Origin of the sequence: Streptomyces longisporus (assembly GCF_039532765.1) — a bacterium.
In the GTDB taxonomy this organism is placed as follows: domain Bacteria; phylum Actinomycetota; class Actinomycetes; order Streptomycetales; family Streptomycetaceae; genus Streptomyces; species Streptomyces longisporus.
Genome location: NZ_BAAASG010000008.1, coordinates 366,569 through 387,078, shown reverse-complemented (window position 1 = coordinate 387,078; position 20,510 = coordinate 366,569). Strand labels below are relative to the sequence as shown.

The window sequence follows — 20,510 nt, the reverse complement described above, 5'->3', positions numbered from 1 at the left end:
TCGGAGACACGACGGCGCGGGCCTCTGGCTGCCGCTCGCGCGGCGCCTGGCCCGCGCCGTCAGTGGGGGTGTGTCCTACGACCCCGCACCCGCACCCGGGGCGTGCCTCACCGTCAGCCCGCCGTTCGGGTGACCGGCGCAGGTTCCGCGTCCTGCGCATCCATCCCGCGGCGCTCCTGCATCTGTGCGTAGGCCATCAGCCCGAACAAGATCGCCAGCAGAACAGCCGACGAGCCCGCCGTGCCCAGGTCCAGGCCGCCCTTGGCGACCGGCTTGGTGAGGAAGTCGCCTGCTGTCGCTCCCAACGGGCGGGTGAGGACGAAGGCGATCCAGAACAGCAGCACGTTCGGTACCACGGGTACCTTCATCAACGCGACCAGGACGGCCAGCGCCGCGCTGACCAGCAGCGCGCCGCCGGCGTAGCCGAGCCCCGAACTGTCGGACAGGAAGTCGCCCATCGACGTGCCGAGCGTGTTCGAGACGAGGATCGCCGACCAGAACAGGGCCTCGCCCCGGAAGGTGACGATGTCGCGGATCTGGAAGGTCATGCCGCTGGCCTTCCAGAGGGCGAAGATGACCACGAGGATCGAGATCAGGATCGCCGCTCCGGCCGGATAGCCCAGACCCAGCCCCTGCGGGCCCCAGCCCAGCGAAGTAGCCCCCTTCGAGAGATACTTGGCGCTGGCGTCCCGGTTCATGAAGTCGGACATCGTGGTGCCGGCCATGCTGGTCGACAGGATCACGGTCCAGTAGAAGAACGGGTTGTAGTGGCTGGACCTGAGCTGGACCACCAGCGTCACCACGAACAGCAGGAACAGCGCGATCGTGGTGAGGAAGTAGCCGAGCTTCAGGGTCTGTGCGAAGAGGTCGCCCGCCGTCTCGCCCAGAGTCGTCGCCGCGATCTTCATGATCCAGAACGCCAGCGTGACTTCGGGCAGCTTCTTCATCACCGACTTGGTCGTACTCGACGTGCTCGCCACGTCGAGGTGGTCGGTGAGGACCTCTGGTTTCTCCAAGTCACATTCTCCTGTCGGTTGAACGGCAGGGCGCCCGCCCCTGAACCGGACGAGCGCCCTGTGCGATGGATCGGCCGCCATCGGCAACCGTGGTGTCCGACCCTGGCAGCCGCAACCTGAACGTTTCCTGAATGCCCGTCAGGGCCGGTCAGGCCGCGCGCCTGGCACTCCGCGCCTGCTCGGTGACGTCCCTGCGGGTCACGGCCAGGTACACGACCAGACCGAGGATGACCGTCAGGAACAGCGCGCTGGTCACGACCGCGCCCAGACCCACGCCGCCGTGGCCGGTCGGCTGGGAGAGGTAGTCCCCGACGGAAGCCCCGAGCGGGCGGGTGAGGACGTAGGCGATCCAGAAGCTCCACACCGCGTCCAGGCCCAGCTGGAAGTGGGCGAGACCCACCGCCGCGATGGCCAGCGCGAACAGCACGGCGGACACCCAGTAGCCGAGGTCAATGCGCTCCGAGACCAGGTCGCCCGCGGCGGTGCCGAGGGCGAAGGTGAACAGCACGGCCAGCCAGTAGCAGGCCTCGCGGCCGATGGTGTCGATGCTGTGGATCGACAGCGTTCGCTCACGGCGGTACCAGACCATGAACACGATCGCGAGGGCGATCGCGAACACCGTGGTGCTCGTCTCCAGCGGGACGCCCATGGTGTCGGTGAGGTTGTCGCTGATCAGGGTGCCGACGATGCTGATCAGGGCTACGGCCGGCCAGTACACGCCGGCCCGGTACGCCGTGGTGCGGAACTGCACGACCAGCACGACCGCCAGCAGCGCGCCCATCAGCGCCGACACCCCGCTCAGGCCCAGGCCGGCCTTCTCGTTCAGCAGGTCGGCGGCGGTCTCTCCGACCGTCGTGCACAGGACCTTGATGATCCAGAAGTAGACGGTGACTTCGGGGACTTTGTTCCGGCCCATTCGGCGGCCGTACGACGGCGCAACAGCCCCACCCGTCGACGGAATCGCGGCTGTCTCAGACGTCTCATAGGCCATGACGCCCGAACGTGCCACGCGATACCTGAACGCATCCTGACTACCGCGCGGCACCGCCTGCACCGTCCGTCGCACACGAGCAGTATCAGCAGCATGAACACCAGCGCAGTCCGCTTCCGCATAACGGCCCTCCGTCCCGCCACCGCCCCTGCCCCTGCCCCTGCCTCCGCGACGGAAGAAGGCCGCCTTGAACACCGCACCACCCGCCGCCCACCCAGCCCCTGACCGCGCGACCGCCTGGCTGCGGCGCAGACTCGGCCGGGCGGTGGTCCTGTCCTACGCAGCCGCCGTGCTCCTCCCGGGGCCCGGGGTGTGGCTGCGCCGGACCCACATGGTGCCGCTCGGGGAGGTGCTGCACGTTCCGCTGCACTCGGCCCCTGCCCTGCTCTCGCTGGTGCTCTTCTCGGCCGGGCTGCAGGTCCCCGTGCGCGCGCTGGGTGGTCTGCTGCGCAGCCCCAGAGCTCTTCTGGCCGGACTCGCCCTGCACCTGGCGATCCCGCTGCTGGTCATCCCCCTCGTCGCGTTCCTGCTGCACCGGACTCCGGACAGCGACGGCGGAAGCGGGCTGATCACGGCGATGATCCTGATCGTGGCGATGCCCGTCGCCGCCGGGGCCACCGTCTGGACCGGCAGGGGCGACTGCGATCAGCCGACGATGGTGGGGCTCGTCCTCGCCTCCACCCTTCTGAGCCCGCTCACCATCCCCCTGGTCATCACTGCCCTGCTGCCACTGCTGGACGACGCCTACGCGGGCACCCTCACCACGACCGGGCACCACGCCCACGGCGGTTTCGCCTTCGTCGGCGTGGTCCTGCCCTGCGCGGCCGGCCTGCTGTGCCGATTCGCGCTGCCCGCCTCCTGGCTGAACCGGCTCCTCGGCTTCGTCGTGCCCGTGGCCCTGGTCGGCTCCCTCGTCCTGACCTACGTCAACGCCAGCGGCGCACTCGGTTCCTTCCTGACCCACCCGCGCCCGCTGCTGCTGGCCGCCGCACTGGCCGTGGCGACACTGGTCTGCCTGTTGTCCTTCACCCTCGGACGCTCGGCCGCCCGCCTGTTGCGACTGGACGCCCCGGCCGCCTCCTCGCTCACCCTCGCCTGCGGCATGAACAACAGCAGCGCCAGCGCGGTGCTCCTCACCACGACCTTGCCCGACAAACCACATCTGCTCCTGCCCGTCCTCGCCTACGGGCTCCTGCAGAAGACGGCGGCGAACCGGGTCGTGAGGGGACGCACCGCACCCATCTCCTGATCGCTCCGCGAGACTCAGGCTGCTCGGGCCCCCAGCAGGGTGCGCCCGAGCCAGTCGGAGGAGGTCCTGGCGCCGGGCAGACGTAGAAGCCGTCGCCGCCGGTGGCGCTTGACGTTCTGCCGGCCGGTCAATCGCTGCTCGCGCAGTGGCAGCCCCTTCCGCCGAGAAACTCCCGTGGGGCGGTCGAAGCCATTGACGCCGGCTTCGACCGCCCCACGGGATTTTTGTCGGCACACTCAACCCGTCGCCGGGCGTTGTGCGCTTGATCAGCCCATGTCCGTCAGGAGGGCGTTCAGTTCCTTTTCCTGCTGCGCGGGCGACTCCGGCGGGTTCGAGTGGTCGATGCCGAAGGTCTTGAGCACCTTGTCCATCTGGGCGTCGATCGATGTCCAGCCGGTCTGGTCCAGCGGCTGCAGCGAGGCCTGGTCGGCGTCCCACAGGTCACGCAGCGACTGGGCGGCCGCGTGCGCGCCCTTCGCGTTCCCCGAGCGGGCGTCCTGGAGCGAGGTGGAGGCGAGGTTCTTCAGGGCGGCGACCTTGGCGGGCGGGAACTTCTTCACCGCCACACCGGGAGCCATCTGGACGGCGGAGGTGTTGTCGGCCTCCGGCGCCGGACCGACGTGCGGCTGGCCGTGGGCCCAGACCAGCAGACCTGCGGTGGCGACGGCGAGCACTCCGAAGCCGCCCAGCGCGACACGCTCCTTGCGCGGGTCGCTGGTGGCGTGTGCGGCGTGGGCCGCCTCGTAGGTCTCGGTCACGTCCGAGCGCGTCACCGTCAGGTAGACCACCGTCGCCAGGATCAGGCCGAGGAAGATCAGGCTGGTGGTGAACGTGCCCAGGTCGAGACCGGTCGGGTCCCCCGGGTTCTGGGCGACCTTCGGGGAGGCGAGCCAGTCACCGATGTTCGCGCCGAGCGGGCGGGTCAGGATGTAGGCGAGCCAGAAGGACAGCACCGGGTTGGCGCCGTACCGCCACAGCGCCGTGATCGCCGCGATGAGGCCGAGCGGCAGCAACACGGACAGGCCCGGGCTCCAGCCGGTCAGCTCCAGGGTCCAGTCGCCGGTCGCCGTACCGAGCGCGAAGGTGACCAGGACGGTCAGCCAGTAGAACGACTCCCGCGAGAACGTGGTGACCGAGTGGATCGACAGCGTGCGCTCGCGCAGCCACCAGGTGCCGAAGACGACCGCGAGCAGCACGGAGAAGACCGCGGAACTGATCCACAGCGGCACGTTCAGCTGGTCGGTGAGGATGTCGGTGTACAGGGTGCCCGTGACGCTGACAACGACCACGGTCAGCCAGTAGGGGAACGGGACGTACCGCTTCAGCCGCAGCTGGACCGCCAGGACCACGACGAACACCGCGGTGAAGATCCAGGCGGTGTTCACCAGGCCGACGCCCAGCTTCATGTTGATCCAGTCGGCGAAGCTCTCACCCACGGTGGTGCACAGGACCTTGATCACCCAGAACCAGATGGTGACCTCGGGGACCTTGTTGAGCATGAGGCGCCCGCTGCGCGTGCGTGCTTCCGTTGTCGTTGTCATGCAGGGAGGTTTACGCGGGGAACCTGCAAGCAACCTGACTACGTGATCGCACGCGCGGCCGGGAGCGTCACCTCGACGTGGCCGCGGCCGTCCGCGATCGCCCGGACCTCCACACCGGCCGAGGCGGCGATGCGCCGGACCACGGGCAGCCCCAACCCATATCCGTCACCACCGGTCACCCCCACTTCGAAGACGCGGTCGACGTCCGCGGGGTCGAACCCGGGTCCGTCATCCAGGACGTCGACCACGATGGACTCCCCCCGGCTGTGCGCGGTGATCCACACACGGGACTTCGCATGCCGCAGGCCGTTCTCCAGCAGGGGTGACAGCAGTGACACGGCGACGTCGGGCGCCACGGCCACCTCGACCTTCGACGGGAAGGCGACCTCGACCGCGCGGCTGCCGATCGCCTGCCGCGCTGCGGAGCGCAGATCGCACCTGGTCCCGTCGTCCGTCCGTGCGCGCGCCGCGCGCAGAATCGTCGTGATCGCCGTATCGAGGCGGTCCACCTCGCTCAGCACCGCCTCCGGCGCCACCGGCTCGCCGGACAGCTGCGCCAGTTGCGCCTCGCCCCGCAGGACCGTGAGCGGTGTCCGCAGCTCGTGGGCGATCTCATCGGTGAGCCGGCGCTCGTCCGCCAGCGCGTTGTCGACGCGCTCCAAAAGGTGGTCCAGGGTCTGGCCCAGTTCCCCGAACTCGTCGCGGGGGACTCCGAGGTTGAAGCGGCGCCCTGGTTCGTGATGGCCCCAGTCGTCGGCGAGGGCGGCCATTTCGTGCACGACCCGAAGCGCGCGGCGCACCACGAGGTGCGCGACAACGCCGGCGAGGAGGATCGTGAGGCCGCCCAGGATCAACGACAAGGTCAGGCTGCGCTGCTCGGATGTCTCGTAGGGCGTGAGGTCGACCCGGACGATCACCATGACGTGGTGGCCGTCGATCGGAACCTGCCGTGCGTACAGGAGGTAATTGCCGACGGACGCGGTCTGCGATCGCGCCGAGTCCGCGAGCTCCTCGACGCGATCGACGACGCTCGGTGGTACGTTCCCGTCGATCAGGCGGCCGTCGGCATACACCCAGGCGACCTCGTCCAGCGCCTCGCTGCTGTTCTCCGTGAGCACGACACGGCCGCCCTTGGCGGTGACGTTCGCCGCTACCGCCTCGGCGCGGGTATGTGCCAGATCGTGCGCGTCGGCGTCCGTCACCCGGCTCAGCAGCACGTGCGAGACCACGACCAGAATCGCGACCACGGCGGTGGCGATCAGCACGGTGAGCGCGACGACACTTCTGCGGAATCCCGTCACTGCCATCGGTAGCCCACACCGCGGACCGTCGCCAGACGCTCCGCCACACCCAGCGAACCGAGCTTGGCCCGCAGACGGCGCACGTAGGAGTCGAGGGTGTTGTCGCTGACCTGCGCTCCGTGCGGCCAGCCGGCGGCGACGAGGGCATGGCGGCGTACCGCGTCGCCCTGCGAGGCGATCAGGCGGCCCAGTAGCCGGAACTCGGTCGGGGTCAGGCTCATGCTCACCGAATCGTAGGTCACCACGTGTTTCGCCGGATCGAGGACGACCTCGTGCGGTGCGGGCGCCACGGTGGCCCGGCGCAGCAGCGCTCGGACGCGGACCAGCAGTTCCGGGATGTCGAAGGGTTTGGTCATGTAGTCGTCGGCGCCGGCCTCGAAGCCGCCCACCTTGTGATGCAGACCGTCCAAGGCGGTGAGCATCAGCACCGGCACGTCGACGCCGCGGGCCCTCAGGGCCAGGCAGACGTCGCGGCCGTCGGCGTCCGGCAGCCCGAGATCCAGGACGACCAGCTGGGGCGCGGGTGCCAGCTGCCGCAGCAGGCTGTCGGCCGTGGCGGCGACGGAGACGGTGTGGCCGTCGTGCTCCAGGGCGCGCCTGAGGATGCCGCGGACCGCCGCGTCGTCTTCGCACACCATGATGAAAGCCACGGGCTGACCCTAGATACTCGCCTTCCAGTTCTCCATCTGCCCTGATCAGCCGCTCGCCGTCGGGGCCGATGCGGCAGGCTCCGACTACGGCACGGTCCAGGCGGAGGCGAAGGGCTGGCCCTCCTCGGCGGCCAAGGAACTGAGCGGACCCGGGCGCGGGTGGGGAGCAGTCGGCTCGCGGACGCGTCGAGGCCGAGCCGACGCACGGTGAGCACGCGACGACGGCGTACGTCGGCGTCGCCGTCGCCGTCGCCGTCGCCGTCGCCGTCGGTCAGCGAATACGGTCCAGCACCGCGTCTCGCCGGGGAGGTCGGCTCGCCGCCCGGAATGACGCCGTCGCGCAACAGATCCCAGCCTGGCCTTGACTCGCGGATCCGCTCGGCGGTCAGGTCGACGAGTTCGCCAGTCCGCCGGCGCGCCTCAGCGGGCTGCTGAACACCGCGACCGGTCGGCGGCGGCCAGTCTCGGGACAAGAGCCCTGGCCGCAGCCTCACCCGCGTCGGTCAGCGGAACATCGGTCCGGCCCGCGTGCCGGCCCGACAGGCTCCACTCGGTCTGGCCGTGCCTGATCACGATCAGCTCCCCCATGGCCGTGCGCTATCTGATCTTGGGGTGCGACCGGGAGCAGATGCAGCCGGATTCCCCCACGGTCGAGCCGATCACCTGGTACCGCGGCCGCCGCCCCGCCGGCACCCGCCTGCAGCGCGGCTCCCATACTGATCGTTTCAGACCGAGTTCCGGACGTGCGGGGCCTGGCGCAGCGCGGCCGCGACCAGGCCGTCGAGAGCGTCGCGCGGTACTTCGCCGCCGTTCACCAGTCGATCGAAGACCAGTCCGTCGATACAGGTCAGCAGGGTGTGGGTGCGGTTCGCCACGTCCGCGACGCCGTGCGTGGTGAGGAACAGCCGTACGGCCTCGCGGCCGGCGTTCTCGCGGGGCACGAGGATCTCCCGCAGCTCCGGGTGGCGCACGCTCTCGACGGCGCAGGCATGGCGGGCGAGCGAGCGGCGGCGGCCTTCGCCGGTGAGCCGCTGTCGGGTGAGCAGCACCATGCCGTCCACCAGCTCCTCGACGGTGCGCAGGGGTGCAAGCGCTTCGGCCATCGTCTGAAGCTCCGCCTGGTCGAGTTGGACCAGGCGGGTGACGAGTCCGGTCAGCAGGGCGGCGCGGGTGCGGAAGTAGGCCGAGGTGGTGCCGGGCGGCATGACTGATTTCCGGTCGACCGCGCGGTGGGTCAGGCCGCGTATCCCTTCTTCGACGAGCACGTCGAGAGCCGCGTCTGCCAGGAGAGTGCGCCGATCCGAAGCCATGGCCCCTTTCTACACCGGTAGAGACCTCGGGATAGAGTGGGCTTCTACAGGTGTAGAAGAAGGGGGCTCCGGCATGGGGAACACGGCAGTGGTGGTCGGAGGAGGCATCGGCGGGCTGGCCGCCGCGATCGGTCTGTACCGCGTCGGATGGGACGTGACGGTCCTCGAGCGCGCGTCCACGCTCGAGGACGCGGGGGCAGGCATTTCCTTGGCCGCCAACGGCATGCGGGCACTGGACGAACTCGGCGTCGGCGAGGCGGTTCGGTATGCATCGCAAGGCCAGTACAGCGGCGGCACTCGGACGCCCCGGGGCGGCTGGCTGGCCCGGATGGACGGCTCGACGCTGGAGAAGGCGGTGGGCACGCCGATCATGGGCATCCCCCGCTCCACCTTGCACCGCCTGCTCCGCGACTCCCTGCCGGCCGGATCACTGGTGACCGGCTCGGAGGTGGCCGAGGTGGAGCAGACCGACCCTGGGACGGTTCAAGTCGACAGCGGCACCACGGTCCTGAACGCCGATCTGGTGGTCGCGGCCGACGGCATCGGCAGCAAAGTCCGCAGCCGTCTCTTCCCGGACCATCCCGGCCCGGTCCACAGCGGCTCGACGGTGCTGCGCGCCATCACCGAGCGCGCGGTCGATCTGCGCACCGACTTCGAACTGACCTGGGGCCGCGGCGCGGAGTTCGGACACATCGCCTTCCGGGACGGGCGGGCCGAGTGGCACGCCGTCCTCAACCACCCCGTCGGCACGCGGTTCGCCAACCCGCTGGCCGAACTGCGCCGGCTGTTCCACACCTGGCACGAACCGATACCCGCCCTGCTCGACGCGACCCACCCCGCGGCCGTGTTGCATCATGATGTGAACGAACTGCGCACGCCGCTCCCCTCATACGCGGTCGGTCGGATCGCGCTGGTCGGCGACGCGGCTCATGCGATGACGCCCAATCTCGGACAGGGCGCCTGCCAGGCATTGGAGGACGCGGTCACCCTTGCAGCCGCCCTCGGCACCGAGTCCACCGTCGAAGCCGCGCTCGCCCGCTACGACGCCGAACGACGGCCCCGCAGCCAGGCCGTCGCACGGGCCGCCCGGCAGGCCGGGCGGATGGGCCAGCAGCTGTCGCACCCACTGGCCGTCACTCTGCGGAACACAGCGATGCGACTGACGCCGTCCCGGGTCGCCACCCGTATGATCCTGCGTCATCACGCCTGGGTTGCGCCGTCGCTGAACTGATCCGGTTCATGCCCGCCGAGCCGAGACGTGGCTCTTGCCGTTGGCCCGGTGGGCACGGCGTCCCTGGGGCAGCCGCTCACGCACGGGGCCACGGACAAGGCACCCGGGCGAGGGAGACAGCCGACCGTCAGCCGGCTCGGGCGACTGTCCCGGGCGCGCTCCGCGGCCGAACTCTCCCCGCGAAAACGGCTCACGACAGCCACAGGCTCCCACTGCGGAGGCAGAGCGGGAGCCCGAGCCGGAATCAGTCCGGCGGCCGGGTCCGGCAGTTGCGTGCGTGCCGCCGGCCGAGATGCCGTTAAACCCCGGCCGCCTCGATGAACTCGCGCACGGCGGTGCGCGGGTTACCCGAGCGGACCAGTGCCTCGCCGACCAGGACCACGTCGGCTCCCCAGCCGCGGTACTCCGCGACGTCCTCCGGCCGGTCACTCCGGATTCCGCGACCCTGACCGTGCCTTCCGGAATGGCCGTCACCAGCTCGGCGAACACTTTGCGATCCACGTCCAGCGTCGTCAGGTCCCGCGCGTTGATCCCGAGGAGCTCGGCCCCTGCGGCAGCGGCACGCCGAACCTCGTCGCCGGTGTGTGCCTCCACGAGCGGCGTGAGACCCAACTCCTTGCACAAGCCCATCAGGTCGGCGAGCTGACCGTCGTCGAGGGACACGACCATGAGGAGTGCGAGGTCTGCGCCGTGTGCGCGGGCCTCCCACAGCTGATAGGGGTCGACGATGAAGTCCTTGCGCAGGACGGGCACGTCGACCCGGGCTCGTACGGCGTCCAGATCGGCGAGGGAGCCGCCGAATCGCCTGCGCTCGGTCAGCACGCTGATCGCGGCGGCACCGCCGGCTGCGTACTGGGCCGCGAGGGAGGCAGGGTCGGGGATGTCTGCCAGCGCACCCTTGCTGGGGCTCTTTCGCTTCACCTCGGCGATGATGGACACCCCGGGCGCCCGGAAAGCGGGCAGCGGGTCCAGCGCGGGTTGCGCGTCCGCCACGCGGGAGCGCAGCTCAGCCAACGGCGTCGCACGCTTGCGCTCCTCCAGATCTTCGCGAACTCCCGCGAGGATGCCGTCAAGAACGCTCATCGTTTTCTCCCTGTGTCGATTCATCTTCTCCAAGTCGTGCTCAGAGAACAGTCTCATCCGTATCGATCATGGTGTTCGTGCGGGGCGGCCGCGGGGCGCGGAAGGTGAACTTCGCGCGGATGATCCATGGAGCGCCCAGCCTTATTCAGCCGATATCGCCGTGCGGGCGGCTCAGGCCAGACCGAACCGCTCGGCGTGGACTTGCCGCGCGGGAACCTGCAGCGTGGGAGACTGTCCGGCTCGAACGACGAACTCCCCTCCCCCGTAAGCCCGGTGAGCAGGTGCAGCTTCCCACCTCGGGCGGCGACCAGGGCTCGTACCTCATCGGCCAGCACAGCTTCGTTCTCGCTGCGCACCCGGTAGAGCACGACGGCGTCACCGGACAGCTCCTCCTCCAGCAGGGCTCGAACCGGTGTGATCCCCACTCCCCCGGCGATCAGCAGCGCTCCGGGCCGCGTTCGGTGCAACGAGGTGAATGCCCCGTACGGCCCCTCGACGAACGCCCGGCTCCCGACCGAGAGGTGCCGCAGACCGGCGCTGGCACTGCCGACCGCCTTGGCGGTCAGGCGTAGCGTATGGCCGTCATCGGCGTCCACTCCGAGCCGGCCACAACATCCTCGCCGCCGCCCGGCAGCACCGCCTCCGGGTGCCGCGAGACCTGCTGGTCGCGTGCGTCAGCGAGGATCCCGACTACGCGACGACCACCCCACCCGTCACCACCGTCAGCCTCTGCCCGGACCAAGTGGGCGCCGAAGCAGTCGATTTGCTGATCGCGGTCATCAACGCCCGCAGCGGCGTGGACCGGCGCAGACTCGTCCAACCGATACTGACCCCTCGCCGCTCCACACGGCATCCGACGCCGTAAGACATGGGATGTCAACAGAGAGAACGAGCCAACACGCAGCTCCTCCATGCCACATATCCCAGATTTCCAAGCATTCATGGGATGTCCCAGGCCGGAACGTGGTAGCCATACGGGTGCGCTTTGCACTCGCAGAAGGGACGCTGCATGAAAAGATCTTGGTTACTCCCGCTGATCACGCTCGTCGCTGTCGCACTCGGGTTGACGGCGGCGGGCGTGGCCCCTGCCTCCGCCGCCTCCAACACGCCCCTGCGGCTCATGCCGTTGGGCGACTCGATCACCTGGGGCGTGGGCAGCAGTACGGGCAACGGCTACCGCGGGCCGTTGTGGAACGAGCTCGCAGCTGACGGCCATCCACTCGACTTCGTGGGCACGGGCCGGAACGGTTCGATGTCCGACCCCGACAACGAAGGCCACTCCGGATACCGCATCGACCAGATCGCCGCACTCGCCGATGCCTCGCTGACCCGCTATCGGCCCAACGTCGTGACGCTGCACATCGGTACCAACGACCTCCAAGGGGCCTCCGAGGTCAACACCGCCATCTCGCGGCTGAGGTCGCTGGTCGACCAGATCACCGCCGACGTCCCCGACGCGACCGTCCTCGTCGCCTCCCTGGTCGTGTCGACCAGCAGCTCTGAGGAACAGTTCCGGGGCACGTACAACCAGGCCACCCGGCAGATCGTCAGCGACGCCCAGGCCGCGGGCAAACACGTCGCGTTCGTCGACATGAGCAGCCTGACCACGGCCGACCTGGCCGACCCCCTGCACCCCAACGACGCGGGCTACCAGAAGATGGCCGACGCCTTCCACCGCGGCATCCAGTCCGCGGACGGCGCAGGGTGGCTGAGGAACCCCGCACCCGCCCCGGCGCCCGTGCAGTCCGGCCTCGCCGGCAAGTGCCTGGACGTCAACGGCGCCAACACCGCTGACGGAACGGCCGTCCAGATCTGGAGCTGCGGCAACAGCGCCAACCAGCTCTGGTCCGCCTACACCGACGGCACCCTGCGCTCCCTGGGCAAGTGCCTCGACGCCGCCGGCGGGGCCACCGCCAACGGCACCAAGGTGCAACTCTGGGCCTGCCACGGCGGCTCCAACCAGGTCTGGCAGCCCTACAACGGCGGCTACCGCAACCCCGCCTCCGGCCGCTGCCTCGACGTTCCGGGCTTCTCCACCACCGACGGCACACAGCTCCAGCTGTGGGACTGCAACGGCGGCTCCAACCAGAAGTGGACCACTCTGACCGCCGGATGACCCCTGTTCCCGGGATCTGGACCCTGTCCGGGCTCAGATCCCGGGAGAACATCGGTGGCGGGCCGGCATGTTGATCCTCCGACACGCTCATGGCGTCAGACGCCAGAGGGACGTGGTCTCGGCCCTTCGTGCTGTGTGGAGTGCATCGGTGGTGTCCATGGAGCGTGGGTGGCGGGGCTTGGTGTCGATCTTGTCCACGACGCGGAGCCGTGCTGCCTGGATGGCGTCGAGCAGTTGCTGACGCGTCCGGAGGCCGAGGTGCTCTGCCAGGTCCGACAGGACGAGCCAGCCCTCCCCGCCTGGGAGGAGGTGGGCGGACAGGCCGTCGAGGAAGCTGCGGAGCATGGTGCTGTCCGGGTCGTAGACCCCTTGCTCGATGGAGCCGGCCGGTCGGGCGGGAAGCCAGGGCGGGTTGCACACAATGAGGTCAGCGCGGCCTTCCGGGAACAGGCCGGGGCCCGACACCTCGATACGGCCGGTCAGCGCGAGCCGGTGGGCGTTCTCCCTGGCGCAGGCAAGGGCACGTGGGCTGATGTCGGTGGCCACGACGCGCTTCACACCGCGGTGTGCCAGCACCGCAGCGAGGACACCGGTTCCCGTGCCGAGATCGAATGCCGTACTGGAGGCAGGGTTCCGCCGGATTGCGCGTGGCAGTGACGTGCGGGCAACCAGGTCGACGTACTCGCCCCTTACGGGTGCGAACACGCCGTAGTGGGGGTGGATTCGAGTCCCCAGGGCGGGCACGGCGACCCCTTTCAGGCGCCACTGATGAGCGCCGATCACTCCCAGCAGTTCACGCAGAGAGACCGCCATGGGTCCTCCGGAAGGGCCGTAGGCTTCCAGACACGCCTGGCGGACGTCGGGGGCCCGGCGCAACGTCAACCTGTAGTCGTCCTCCAACAGCACCAGGAGCTTTCCGAGGACACGAGCGCGGTGACGGCTGCTGCGTCGGTGCAGGTGGAAGTTCTCGCTCGGGGACAGGCCGGACTTGGCCGGCTTGCGGTCGAGGCGACGGCCCATCGCCTGAAGGAGTTGCCGGGCGTTGTGGAAGTCGCCCTGCCAGAGAAGGGCCGTCCCTTCGCACGCCTGTCGGTGGGCGTCGTCGGCATTCATCCGGTCGTCGGCGACGACAATTCGTCGAGGGAGAGGGGCGGCGTTCTCGGAATGCCAGCGGGCGGACTGGCGGGTGCGGTTCTCGGTCCAGTGGATGGTGGACACCACATACTCCTCGTGGTCGAACATGCAGGGGGACGAGGAGCACTTCGACGAGGAGCAGACCGAACTCACGCCTGTCCGTCGGACAGGCGTGGGCGTTGAGGCAGGTGGCCGTTACCGCTCTCGCGTCGAAGCGCGAGAGCAGACGTCCCAGACGACCATGCCGAGCATCGGATGAGCCCTTTCGGAGGAGTAGGAGCAGGCTCGCACAGGTGCTGCTCGGCTGCCAAGAAAAGCACCAGCCAGGGGTTCCCGACTGAGTGCCGTAGCGGGTCGCTACGGCACTCAGCGGTACATACGTACGATTGGCGACCGCGGTGGTGGGTCAGCGCTGCAGGGTGAGCAGGCCCGGCCGGTACGGAAGCTGCTCGTAGGGGGTGCCGTCCGAGCTGGGAGACCTGCCCTGGTAGAGGAGTTGCAGGTTGCAGGGGTCGATGGTCATGGTCTGGTCGGGGTTGTTGCGGACCAGGTCGCCGTGGCTGATGTCGTTGGTCCAGGTGGCCCCGCTGTTGGCCTTGCCCGCGAAGGGGTTGCTCTCGCTGGCGGCCTGCGGGGTCCATGAACCGTTCAGGCTGGAGGCCGTGAACGAGCGGAAGTAGCGCTGTTCAGTCGCCCCCCGAGCCTCGACGATCATGAGGTACTGGTTCTGGCCCTGGACCTTGTAGACCTGCGGAGCCTCGAAGAGGTTCTTCTCCGTGTCGCTCATGACCGTGGTGTACGACGAGCCGAAGCTGCCCGGGAAGTTCCCGATCGGCATGGTCGACTTGTAGATGCTGCCGTTGTCACCGGCGAAGAACAGGTACATGTTCTGGCCGTCGGCGATCAGGGTCGGGTCGATCGGACTCCCGGTGGGGAGACTGCCGGTGAACAGCGGCTGCGGCGCGGACCAGCCGTTGGCGTTGGTGGGGTCGCTCGATGTGCGGTAGGTGAAGGGCCAGGCAGTGCCCCATCCCAGGGAGGCCAGCACCCAGATGTTCTTGGGAGCGAAGTAGAACAGCGTCGGCGCCACCGCGCCCTGGCTCATACCGGTCTGGGTGGCCGAGGCCATGTCGGACCAGTTCGTGAAGGGACTGAACGCCATTGAACTCCATCCCGATCCCGAAGAGTTCGTCGCGTAGACCAGGTGCTTGCCGTTGTACGTCACGTTGGTGAAGTCCTTCAGCGAGTACCACCCGTTCGACGGCTGCGCCAACGGACCCGTCGAGCTCCACCGGTATGTCGACGGAAGGGAACACGAGTTGGGCGTCCCGGACAGGCCGGTCCACTTTTGGTTGCCGGCGCCGGTGCAATTCCAGAGCTGCACCGCCGTGCCGTTGGCCGTACCGGCGCCCGAAACGTCCAGGCACAGTCCGGACTCCACCCCGACGACCGTACCGTCGGCGTTAACCCGCCATTGCTGGTTCGCCCCACCGTTACAGGCCCAGATCTCCACGCGGGTCCCGGCCGTGGTGGCGTGGCCCGGAACATCCAGGCACTTGTTGCCGTAAACGGTCAGCTGGTTGCTGTCCGTCAGCGTCCACTGCTGGTTGGTTCCGCCCGTGCAGTCCCAGATCTGCAGGAGGGTGCCGTCGGCTTGACTGGCGTTCGGCACGTCGAGACACCGGCCGGAACCGACACCGCGCAAGGCGCCACTGGTGGCCGCCTGAGCCGGGTTGGCGACGAGCATCGCCGCCAACGAGACCAGGGCCGCAACCGCGGCGGCGAGCACCACAGACAGGCGTCTGCGGCTCAAACGTCTTGTGCGCATGAGGGCCTCGCATCCCTTGAGTAACGTTCGTGATACCGAACGATGGTCGAAGTATCGAGCAAATGGCAGCCTGGAGAACGACCGAGTCCCGCATGAGACCTAGTCGCCGGAAGCGCCGTTGTCCGTCGTGGCCATGCACAGCACTCCAGCCACCACACCGCTCGGCCTCATCGATCTTCTCCACTGCGACATGGGATGGATTAACGGATATGAACGTTGCCTGTGTCTAGCCTTGCGACACAAGTTCCTTTTCACTTCAGGATGAGAGTCCCGACCGCGCCCAGACGACCATGCCAAACATTGGATGTTTCGGGGAGGGGTACGAGGACGACATACCACCAGGTCGTCGCAGGCGCCGCATCGCGTTCCAGGGCCTATTCGCTCTGGAGCTGTGCTTTGTTGATGGCGGCTTGAAGTTGAAGCCAGGTCGGATCTGTTGCGTTGGCCGCGGTCACCGTTGCCAGATCGTCTGCTTCCCAGATGCGGTTTCCGTCGGTCAGGACAAGGTGCGTCTCCAGGTCGTTCCCGTCGTCCGCAATCTCGGCGGTGGACTCCACGAACGCTGCGGCTGCAGCCCGGGCAACGTCCCTGCTTGTAGTGCCGGTCTGCGTGGAGCCGGAGAGCACGGACAAGAGCACCAGATCTCCCTCACTGCCGGCAACGAGAAGCTCGCCGGTCGCCGTGGCAGCCAGCGCGGACAAGCGTGCCCCGGTGAGCACATCGTGCTCAATCGTTTGCCGGGTTTCGAGGTCCACCTCGACGAGCGACCCCGCGGGCGTTGCGATCCACAGCACGCCCGGTCGCGATCCGAAGGCGATGTTGTGACGCGACCAGGCGTGCATCTGGTCGAGCCACTCCTGCGGGTACGGATAACCAGGGCTGGGGTCGCCGAGGGGGGTGGCCAGAACGCGGCGCAGCGAAGGGAACTCGAAAACCTCCACCGAGTTGCCGTACGCGTTGCCACGGATCGCGATATGAAGTCCGTCTGCGCTGAAGAGCGGGGTCCCGTAGCCGTCACAGTCCAGGATCAGGGCGCGGCGGAGGGGCCGCATCACGGCTGACCCGGCCCCCTCATCGATGCGCGCGAAAAGGCAGTACGTGGCCCCCTGGTTGCTGTTGAGCGTGACAACAAGTCCGCCCCCTGGATGCTCCGCGACTCCTGTGTCCCACGGAGGTCCGGCACCGATGGTCCCGGACGGAAGGTCAAGGACGTCCGAACTCTCCCACCCGCCGCCTTCGTCACGAAACGACGGTGAACCCCACAGCGTCTGCCCGTCCGGGCTGAAAGCCAGATTGCGGTAGGAGGCCCTGACCGAAGCGTCGTCCGGTTCGGAGACCCCAGCAGGAGTCCATTGCCGCAGTCCGTCTTCCCCTGCAAAAACGAGCAGTGGCTGGTCCGGATGCCACGCCGCAGCGGGCGTTCGCTTTGCCCGCTCCCACCCAAACGCATCCCCATACGCGTTCGACGTGAGGCCCACGGATCCGAGTTCGCGCAGCTGCCCCCCGCCGCAGTCCCAGATGTGGACTGCCGGACGCTCCGAGTCCCAACAGGCCACCAGAGGAAGCCGCGGATGGCATCGCAGCCGTTCAAAAGAGCGTTCGCCGACAACCAGCCCACGTGCCACCACTTCAAGATCAGTCACCCCAGCACCGTAGTTCGCGCCGGCCCGCGCGGCGAGCCCCTCACCGGGATGCGTTCCCTCGCGGCACGCATGCGGTAAGAGATCCCGCCGGTTCTCGTACCCGTACGCACTGGACTTTTCACGCCGCCCTTCCAGACACCCCCGGCACCTCGTACCCCGCGTCGGACTCCGCTTGTTGCCCTCGCGCACCGGGTATCGCAGTCACATGCAGGCATGGCCACGGACCCTGCGGATGGGCCCTCGATGGGAGTCGTTTCTGCGCGGCGTGGTGCGGCGGGTGTCGGCGGGAGATGAGCCCCAGCCGTGGTGGCTGCCACCTTGTGTACTGACGGTGGTGTCGACCGATGTCCACACCACCATCGGTGCCGCGGCGATCTGGATCGTGGCACGTCCGAAGTCACCGCGGGCACGTGAACACATAGCGCTCCTGGAATGGCACGACAAGCGGTGGCGCCATGTGGGAGGCAGCAGCGGACCCGCGGACGATCCTGTCGACGTCGAAGTGCTCGAAGTTCAGCAGGGTGGGGGCGTCTTCAGCCTCACACGCAGCACCGACCCTCCCCGCTCCCTCACCACGGCCCCGTGGATCAGTTGCGTCAAAGTGCGCCTCGGGCGGGACGTGGGGCACGTCCTGATCGATGGCCGCCGACTCGAGAACCCCGAGCAGTGCAGGCTGATCGCGGTTTGGACATCGCCCTACCCCACACGCGCAGCCCGTCCCGTCATCGTGGCCATGGGACGCGACGGCGCGGAACTCTCCCGACTCGGCCCGGATGACAGCCTGGACACCCATACGTGGGCGCGATTGAGAGAGGAGTTGTAGCCGCCTGCCTCCCGTGTCTGCGTCGTACCGGCCGCCGAGTTCCGTCGCGGTCAACCGCAGCCCGCTCCTCGGCCCGGTGGTGGAGTGGTGGTGTCGTGTCCCGGTGAGATCCCAACGCGCCCGTCGTCAACGCTTTTTCGATCTCACAGACGCGACCATCGCCGTTCGCGACCTCTCCCGCAGAGAGGTCTGGTCATCACCGCCGTCGGCGATGACCCATGGGTCGTGTGACTTCGCGCCATAGACGGCCGACGGTCATTGCGCCGTGACGAGTCGTCGCCGTCGGCGCGCTGCTCCCACGCCAGTCTGTGGAGCAGGCTCACGAAGTGGCCGGGGCCGTCTCGTCAGGCGAGGAGGGTGCGGAGAAGCAACTCGTCGTCATCGCCTACGAAACCGGCCTGGCCCGCGCCGGGGAGCGACAGATCCGAGCAGTCGAGCCCCACCGGGTCCGCCACGCTCCTGAAGCGGGTGCCGCAGGCGTCCGGACGGGTCAAGGTGTGGGCGAGGCCTCGGTGAGTGCCATCCACTCTCCGATCGTCTCCTGGTGCGATCCCTTCGCCGTACCCGCCGCGACCGCCTCGGCGTCCTCGACGGAGCACGGCGTTCCTGCTCGGGTGAGCAGGACCAGCGGCCAGGCAGGGCCCGCGCCGGACGGCTCCCCGTCGAACGCCGTCCAGTCCCAGGGCCCGCCGAACCGCCACGCCCGGCCGACGGCATCGGCGACCTCGTCGCCCACCTGGAGGGTCGCGTACGGGCGCATCAACAGTTCGAAGGTGAAGGGGATGCCGTCGCCGGGGTGGATGGTGTACCCCGAACCATCAAGATGCGTCTCGTCCGGGAACTCGCGATAGGACAGGCCTCGGGGCAGCACCGTCACGGTCAGGGTGGGACGGGGCAGCCAGACCGTCTCCAGCGGAGGATCGTGGTGTTCGACGTCCGTCACGTGCACGACGGTGGGTGGCACGCCGACCCGGCAGACGTCTCCCGCCTTCAACTGCTCGGGCGGGGGGTCCGTTCGAAAGAGCTCGGCCTCCACCTCGGGCGAGATGCTTCCGCTGCTGTTCACGCCGAGGGCGACGACCCCGTTCCAGTGCGCGAACTCGTTCCCGGTGTCGATTTCCCACCATGGCCATCGCACCGACACGTGATCCCACGTGGCACCCTGCTCGACCGTGGTGACCGTGAAGGGGCAGGCGACCGACAGCACGTCACCGACCCGGAAGTCCCCCTCGTCAATCATTCGGTCAGGGTAAACGGGTGCCTCCGGTTCCTTTAGCCGCATACGTGGGCCTTCGGGCCTGGGCTCCCGCTCGGACCTGCGGGCCCGCCGTTCGCCACTTTGACGGTGCCGTGGAGGACGTAGGCCCCGTTTGGCGCTCGCGCTGCTCCTGGTCGAAGCCGGCCGGGCGGCCGCCTCCGTGCAGAACGCACTGGAGGCGGCTTGGCACCGGCCACGCAAGATGCTGCCGGCGCGTCCGCCGTCCCGCCGGACTGGTCGGCCGTCGTGGGGCGTTCAGTGCGGTGCGGACAGCCATTGGTTGAGCCATCCGAATGCCGCGGGGTACTCCGCCGACCAGGTGTTGTAGTTGTGCCCGCCGGTGGGCAGCACCAGAGTGCGCACCTCCACCGGGGTGACCCTGGCGGACGCCTGGAACGTCTCGATGTACGACAGCGGACTGGCTCGGTCCTGCCGCGAGGTCGCCAGGAAGAGCCTGACGTGGGCCTTGGTGTGCCGCACGAGGTACGTCGGGCTGTTGAGCCTGCGCACGGTCGGATCAGGCAGGACAGACTCGTCCCCGGTCAGCGGATCGGGGTCGAGGGCGGCGCCCGCCCCGAAGACCTTCGGGAACTGCAGGGGCAGTTTCGCGGCGCAGAACCCGCCGGTCGAGAAACCCATCAGGCCCCAGGCCCGCGGGCCCGGAAGCGTGCGGAATTTGTGGCTGACGAGGTCCGGGACGTCGGCCGCCATCCAGGTCGCCACCTTGCGGTTGCGCAGGTCGCTGCAGTCGGTGTCCACGCTGCCCGGGTTGACCACCGGCATCACCAGGATGAAGGGGTGCACCTTGTTCTGCTTGAGCAGATCCTCGAAGGCGCCCGGCATGCCGCCGTGCTCCAGCCAGGACTGGGGCGATCCCGGGACACCGTGCAGCAGCATGATGACGGGGAACCGCTTTTTCGCGTAGGCGGCCTCGTCGTACTGCGGCGGCGTCCACACGAGCACCTCACCGGACAGTGCGGACCGCTGACCGTGGAAATACGTGTCCAGTACTCCGCCCTTGGTGCTCTTGCTGAACTTCGCCCGGTGGACCGGAGGCCCGGGCATCGCGACCGCGTTGGTGTTCGCCTTGCCGAGCAGGTCGTCCCAGGACGCGTACAGGCCGTAGCTGTTGTTGATCCAGGTGGCCACGACGCTGATGGCCGTGAGCTGACACAGGCCGATCATGACGGCGTGCACAAGCCAGCGCACCGCTCTGGGCCCGCGCACCTTCGGCCACAGCGCAATCGCGCCGACCATCATCACGACCGTCGCGACGATGAGGACAGCGAAGAATGACGTGCTGGTCAGGGACACACAACCACCTCCCGTTACCACC

General features: G+C 68.6%; 17 protein-coding genes and 2 pseudogenes. 5 read left to right on the top strand and 14 right to left on the bottom strand.

Features of this window, described 5'->3' with window-relative positions; translation table 11 throughout:
- Positions 1 to 113: 113 nt before the first annotated feature.
- Positions 114 to 1,016 carry a COG4705 family protein gene (locus tag ABD355_RS18810; protein ID WP_344401602.1) on the bottom strand — a complete coding sequence of 301 codons (903 nt, stop codon included), beginning with the start codon at positions 1,014 to 1,016 and terminating at the stop codon, positions 114 to 116.
- A gap of 148 nt (positions 1,017 to 1,164) precedes the next feature.
- Positions 1,165 to 2,007, bottom strand: a complete 843-nt coding sequence (locus ABD355_RS18805) for a COG4705 family protein (RefSeq protein ID WP_344401601.1) — start codon at positions 2,005 to 2,007, stop codon at positions 1,165 to 1,167.
- Between the two features lie 187 nt (positions 2,008 to 2,194).
- Here ABD355_RS18805 and ABD355_RS18800 point away from each other — a divergent pair, with 187 nt between their 5' ends.
- Entirely contained in the window at positions 2,195 to 3,256 is a 1,062-nt protein-coding gene (locus tag ABD355_RS18800; protein ID WP_344401600.1) for a bile acid:sodium symporter family protein, read from the top strand.
- Between the two features lie 266 nt (positions 3,257 to 3,522).
- Here the strand turns inward: ABD355_RS18800 and ABD355_RS18795 are convergent, their stop codons facing one another.
- The 5 genes from ABD355_RS18795 to ABD355_RS18775 form a co-directional block, all read right to left on the bottom strand.
- Entirely contained in the window at positions 3,523 to 4,797 is a 1,275-nt protein-coding gene (locus ABD355_RS18795; RefSeq protein WP_344401599.1) for a COG4705 family protein, read from the bottom strand.
- Between the two features lie 38 nt (positions 4,798 to 4,835).
- Complete coding sequence (locus ABD355_RS18790) at positions 4,836 to 6,104, bottom strand: sensor histidine kinase (protein ID WP_344401598.1); 1,269 nt, start codon at positions 6,102 to 6,104, stop codon at positions 4,836 to 4,838.
- The gene (locus tag ABD355_RS18785) at positions 6,095 to 6,748 is read right to left on the bottom strand and encodes a response regulator transcription factor (RefSeq protein ID WP_344401597.1); all 654 of its coding nucleotides are present in this window, start codon (positions 6,746 to 6,748) and stop codon (positions 6,095 to 6,097) included. Before ABD355_RS18785 ends, ABD355_RS18790 begins: the two co-directional genes overlap by 10 nt.
- 420 nt (positions 6,749 to 7,168) lie before the next feature.
- Complete coding sequence (locus ABD355_RS18780) at positions 7,169 to 7,336, bottom strand: histidine phosphatase family protein (protein ID WP_344401596.1); 168 nt, start codon at positions 7,334 to 7,336, stop codon at positions 7,169 to 7,171.
- Between the two features lie 137 nt (positions 7,337 to 7,473).
- Positions 7,474 to 8,058 carry a TetR/AcrR family transcriptional regulator gene (locus ABD355_RS18775; protein ID WP_344401595.1) on the bottom strand — a complete coding sequence of 195 codons (585 nt, stop codon included), beginning with the start codon at positions 8,056 to 8,058 and terminating at the stop codon, positions 7,474 to 7,476.
- Positions 8,059 to 8,131: 73 nt separating this feature from the next.
- Here ABD355_RS18775 and ABD355_RS18770 point away from each other — a divergent pair, with 73 nt between their 5' ends.
- The gene (locus ABD355_RS18770; protein ID WP_344401594.1) at positions 8,132 to 9,289 is read left to right on the top strand and encodes an FAD-dependent monooxygenase; all 1,158 of its coding nucleotides are present in this window, start codon (positions 8,132 to 8,134) and stop codon (positions 9,287 to 9,289) included.
- Between the two features lie 298 nt (positions 9,290 to 9,587).
- Here the strand turns inward: ABD355_RS18770 and trpC are convergent.
- Positions 9,588 to 10,372 (bottom strand): annotated as a pseudogene (gene trpC / locus ABD355_RS18765) (indole-3-glycerol phosphate synthase TrpC).
- Positions 10,373 to 10,543: 171 nt separating this feature from the next.
- Positions 10,544 to 10,962: pseudogene (locus ABD355_RS18760) on the bottom strand (oxidoreductase); the annotation flags it as partial.
- Here ABD355_RS18760 and ABD355_RS18755 point away from each other — a divergent pair.
- Together ABD355_RS18755 and ABD355_RS18750 are read left to right on the top strand one after the other, a co-directional pair.
- Positions 10,848 to 11,237 carry a substrate-binding domain-containing protein gene (locus ABD355_RS18755; protein ID WP_344401593.1) on the top strand — a complete coding sequence of 130 codons (390 nt, stop codon included), beginning with the start codon at positions 10,848 to 10,850 and terminating at the stop codon, positions 11,235 to 11,237. The pseudogene ABD355_RS18760 and the gene ABD355_RS18755 sit on opposite strands and share 115 nt — an antisense overlap.
- 144 nt (positions 11,238 to 11,381) lie before the next feature.
- Positions 11,382 to 12,488, top strand: a complete 1,107-nt coding sequence (locus ABD355_RS18750) for a ricin-type beta-trefoil lectin domain protein (protein ID WP_344401592.1) — start codon at positions 11,382 to 11,384, stop codon at positions 12,486 to 12,488.
- An 87-nt stretch (positions 12,489 to 12,575) separates the two neighbouring features.
- On the opposite strand, the gene ABD355_RS18745 is transcribed toward ABD355_RS18750, so the two are convergent.
- The 3 genes from ABD355_RS18745 to ABD355_RS18735 form a co-directional block, all read right to left on the bottom strand.
- On the bottom strand, positions 12,576 to 13,706 hold the full coding sequence (locus ABD355_RS18745; protein ID WP_344401591.1) for a methyltransferase: 1,131 nt from the start codon (positions 13,704 to 13,706) through the stop codon (positions 12,576 to 12,578).
- 322 nt (positions 13,707 to 14,028) lie between these two features.
- On the bottom strand, positions 14,029 to 15,450 hold the full coding sequence (locus tag ABD355_RS18740; RefSeq protein WP_344401590.1) for a non-reducing end alpha-L-arabinofuranosidase family hydrolase: 1,422 nt from the start codon (positions 15,448 to 15,450) through the stop codon (positions 14,029 to 14,031).
- A gap of 374 nt (positions 15,451 to 15,824) precedes the next feature.
- Positions 15,825 to 17,093, bottom strand: coding sequence for a hypothetical protein (locus tag ABD355_RS18735; RefSeq protein WP_344401589.1), 1,269 nt, complete (start codon positions 17,091 to 17,093; stop codon positions 15,825 to 15,827).
- A gap of 334 nt (positions 17,094 to 17,427) precedes the next feature.
- On the opposite strand from ABD355_RS18735, the gene ABD355_RS18730 reads away from it, so the two are divergent.
- Positions 17,428 to 17,916, top strand: coding sequence for a hypothetical protein (locus ABD355_RS18730; RefSeq protein WP_344401587.1), 489 nt, complete (start codon positions 17,428 to 17,430; stop codon positions 17,914 to 17,916).
- A 490-nt stretch (positions 17,917 to 18,406) separates the two neighbouring features.
- Here the strand turns inward: ABD355_RS18730 and ABD355_RS18725 are convergent, their stop codons facing one another.
- Positions 18,407 to 19,156 (bottom strand): hypothetical protein, encoded by a 750-nt coding sequence (locus ABD355_RS18725; protein WP_344401586.1) that lies wholly within the window; start codon positions 19,154 to 19,156, stop codon positions 18,407 to 18,409.
- Between the two features lie 273 nt (positions 19,157 to 19,429).
- Entirely contained in the window at positions 19,430 to 20,488 is a 1,059-nt protein-coding gene (locus ABD355_RS18720; protein WP_344401585.1) for an alpha/beta hydrolase, read from the bottom strand.
- Positions 20,489 to 20,510 lie beyond the last annotated feature (22 nt).

Excerpts from the sequence above, each read along its gene's own strand:
- ABD355_RS18770 (WP_344401594.1), top strand. The coding sequence starts at position 8,132 with ATGGGGAACACGGCAGTGGTGGTCGGAGGAGGCATCGGCGGGCTGGCC.
- ABD355_RS18780 (WP_344401596.1), bottom strand. The coding sequence starts at position 7,336 with ATGGGGGAGCTGATCGTGATCAGGCACGGCCAGACCGAGTGGAGCCTG.
- ABD355_RS18775 (WP_344401595.1), bottom strand. The coding sequence starts at position 8,058 with ATGGCTTCGGATCGGCGCACTCTCCTGGCAGACGCGGCTCTCGACGTG.
- ABD355_RS18740 (WP_344401590.1), bottom strand. The coding sequence starts at position 15,450 with ATGCGCACAAGACGTTTGAGCCGCAGACGCCTGTCTGTGGTGCTCGCC.
- ABD355_RS18750 (WP_344401592.1), top strand. The coding sequence starts at position 11,382 with ATGAAAAGATCTTGGTTACTCCCGCTGATCACGCTCGTCGCTGTCGCA.
- ABD355_RS18795 (WP_344401599.1), bottom strand. The coding sequence starts at position 4,797 with ATGACAACGACAACGGAAGCACGCACGCGCAGCGGGCGCCTCATGCTC.
- ABD355_RS18805 (WP_344401601.1), bottom strand. The coding sequence starts at position 2,007 with ATGGCCTATGAGACGTCTGAGACAGCCGCGATTCCGTCGACGGGTGGG.
- ABD355_RS18790 (WP_344401598.1), bottom strand. The coding sequence starts at position 6,104 with ATGGCAGTGACGGGATTCCGCAGAAGTGTCGTCGCGCTCACCGTGCTG.
- ABD355_RS18755 (WP_344401593.1), top strand. The coding sequence starts at position 10,848 with ATGCCCCGTACGGCCCCTCGACGAACGCCCGGCTCCCGACCGAGAGGT.
- ABD355_RS18725 (WP_344401586.1), bottom strand. The coding sequence starts at position 19,156 with ATGATTGACGAGGGGGACTTCCGGGTCGGTGACGTGCTGTCGGTCGCC.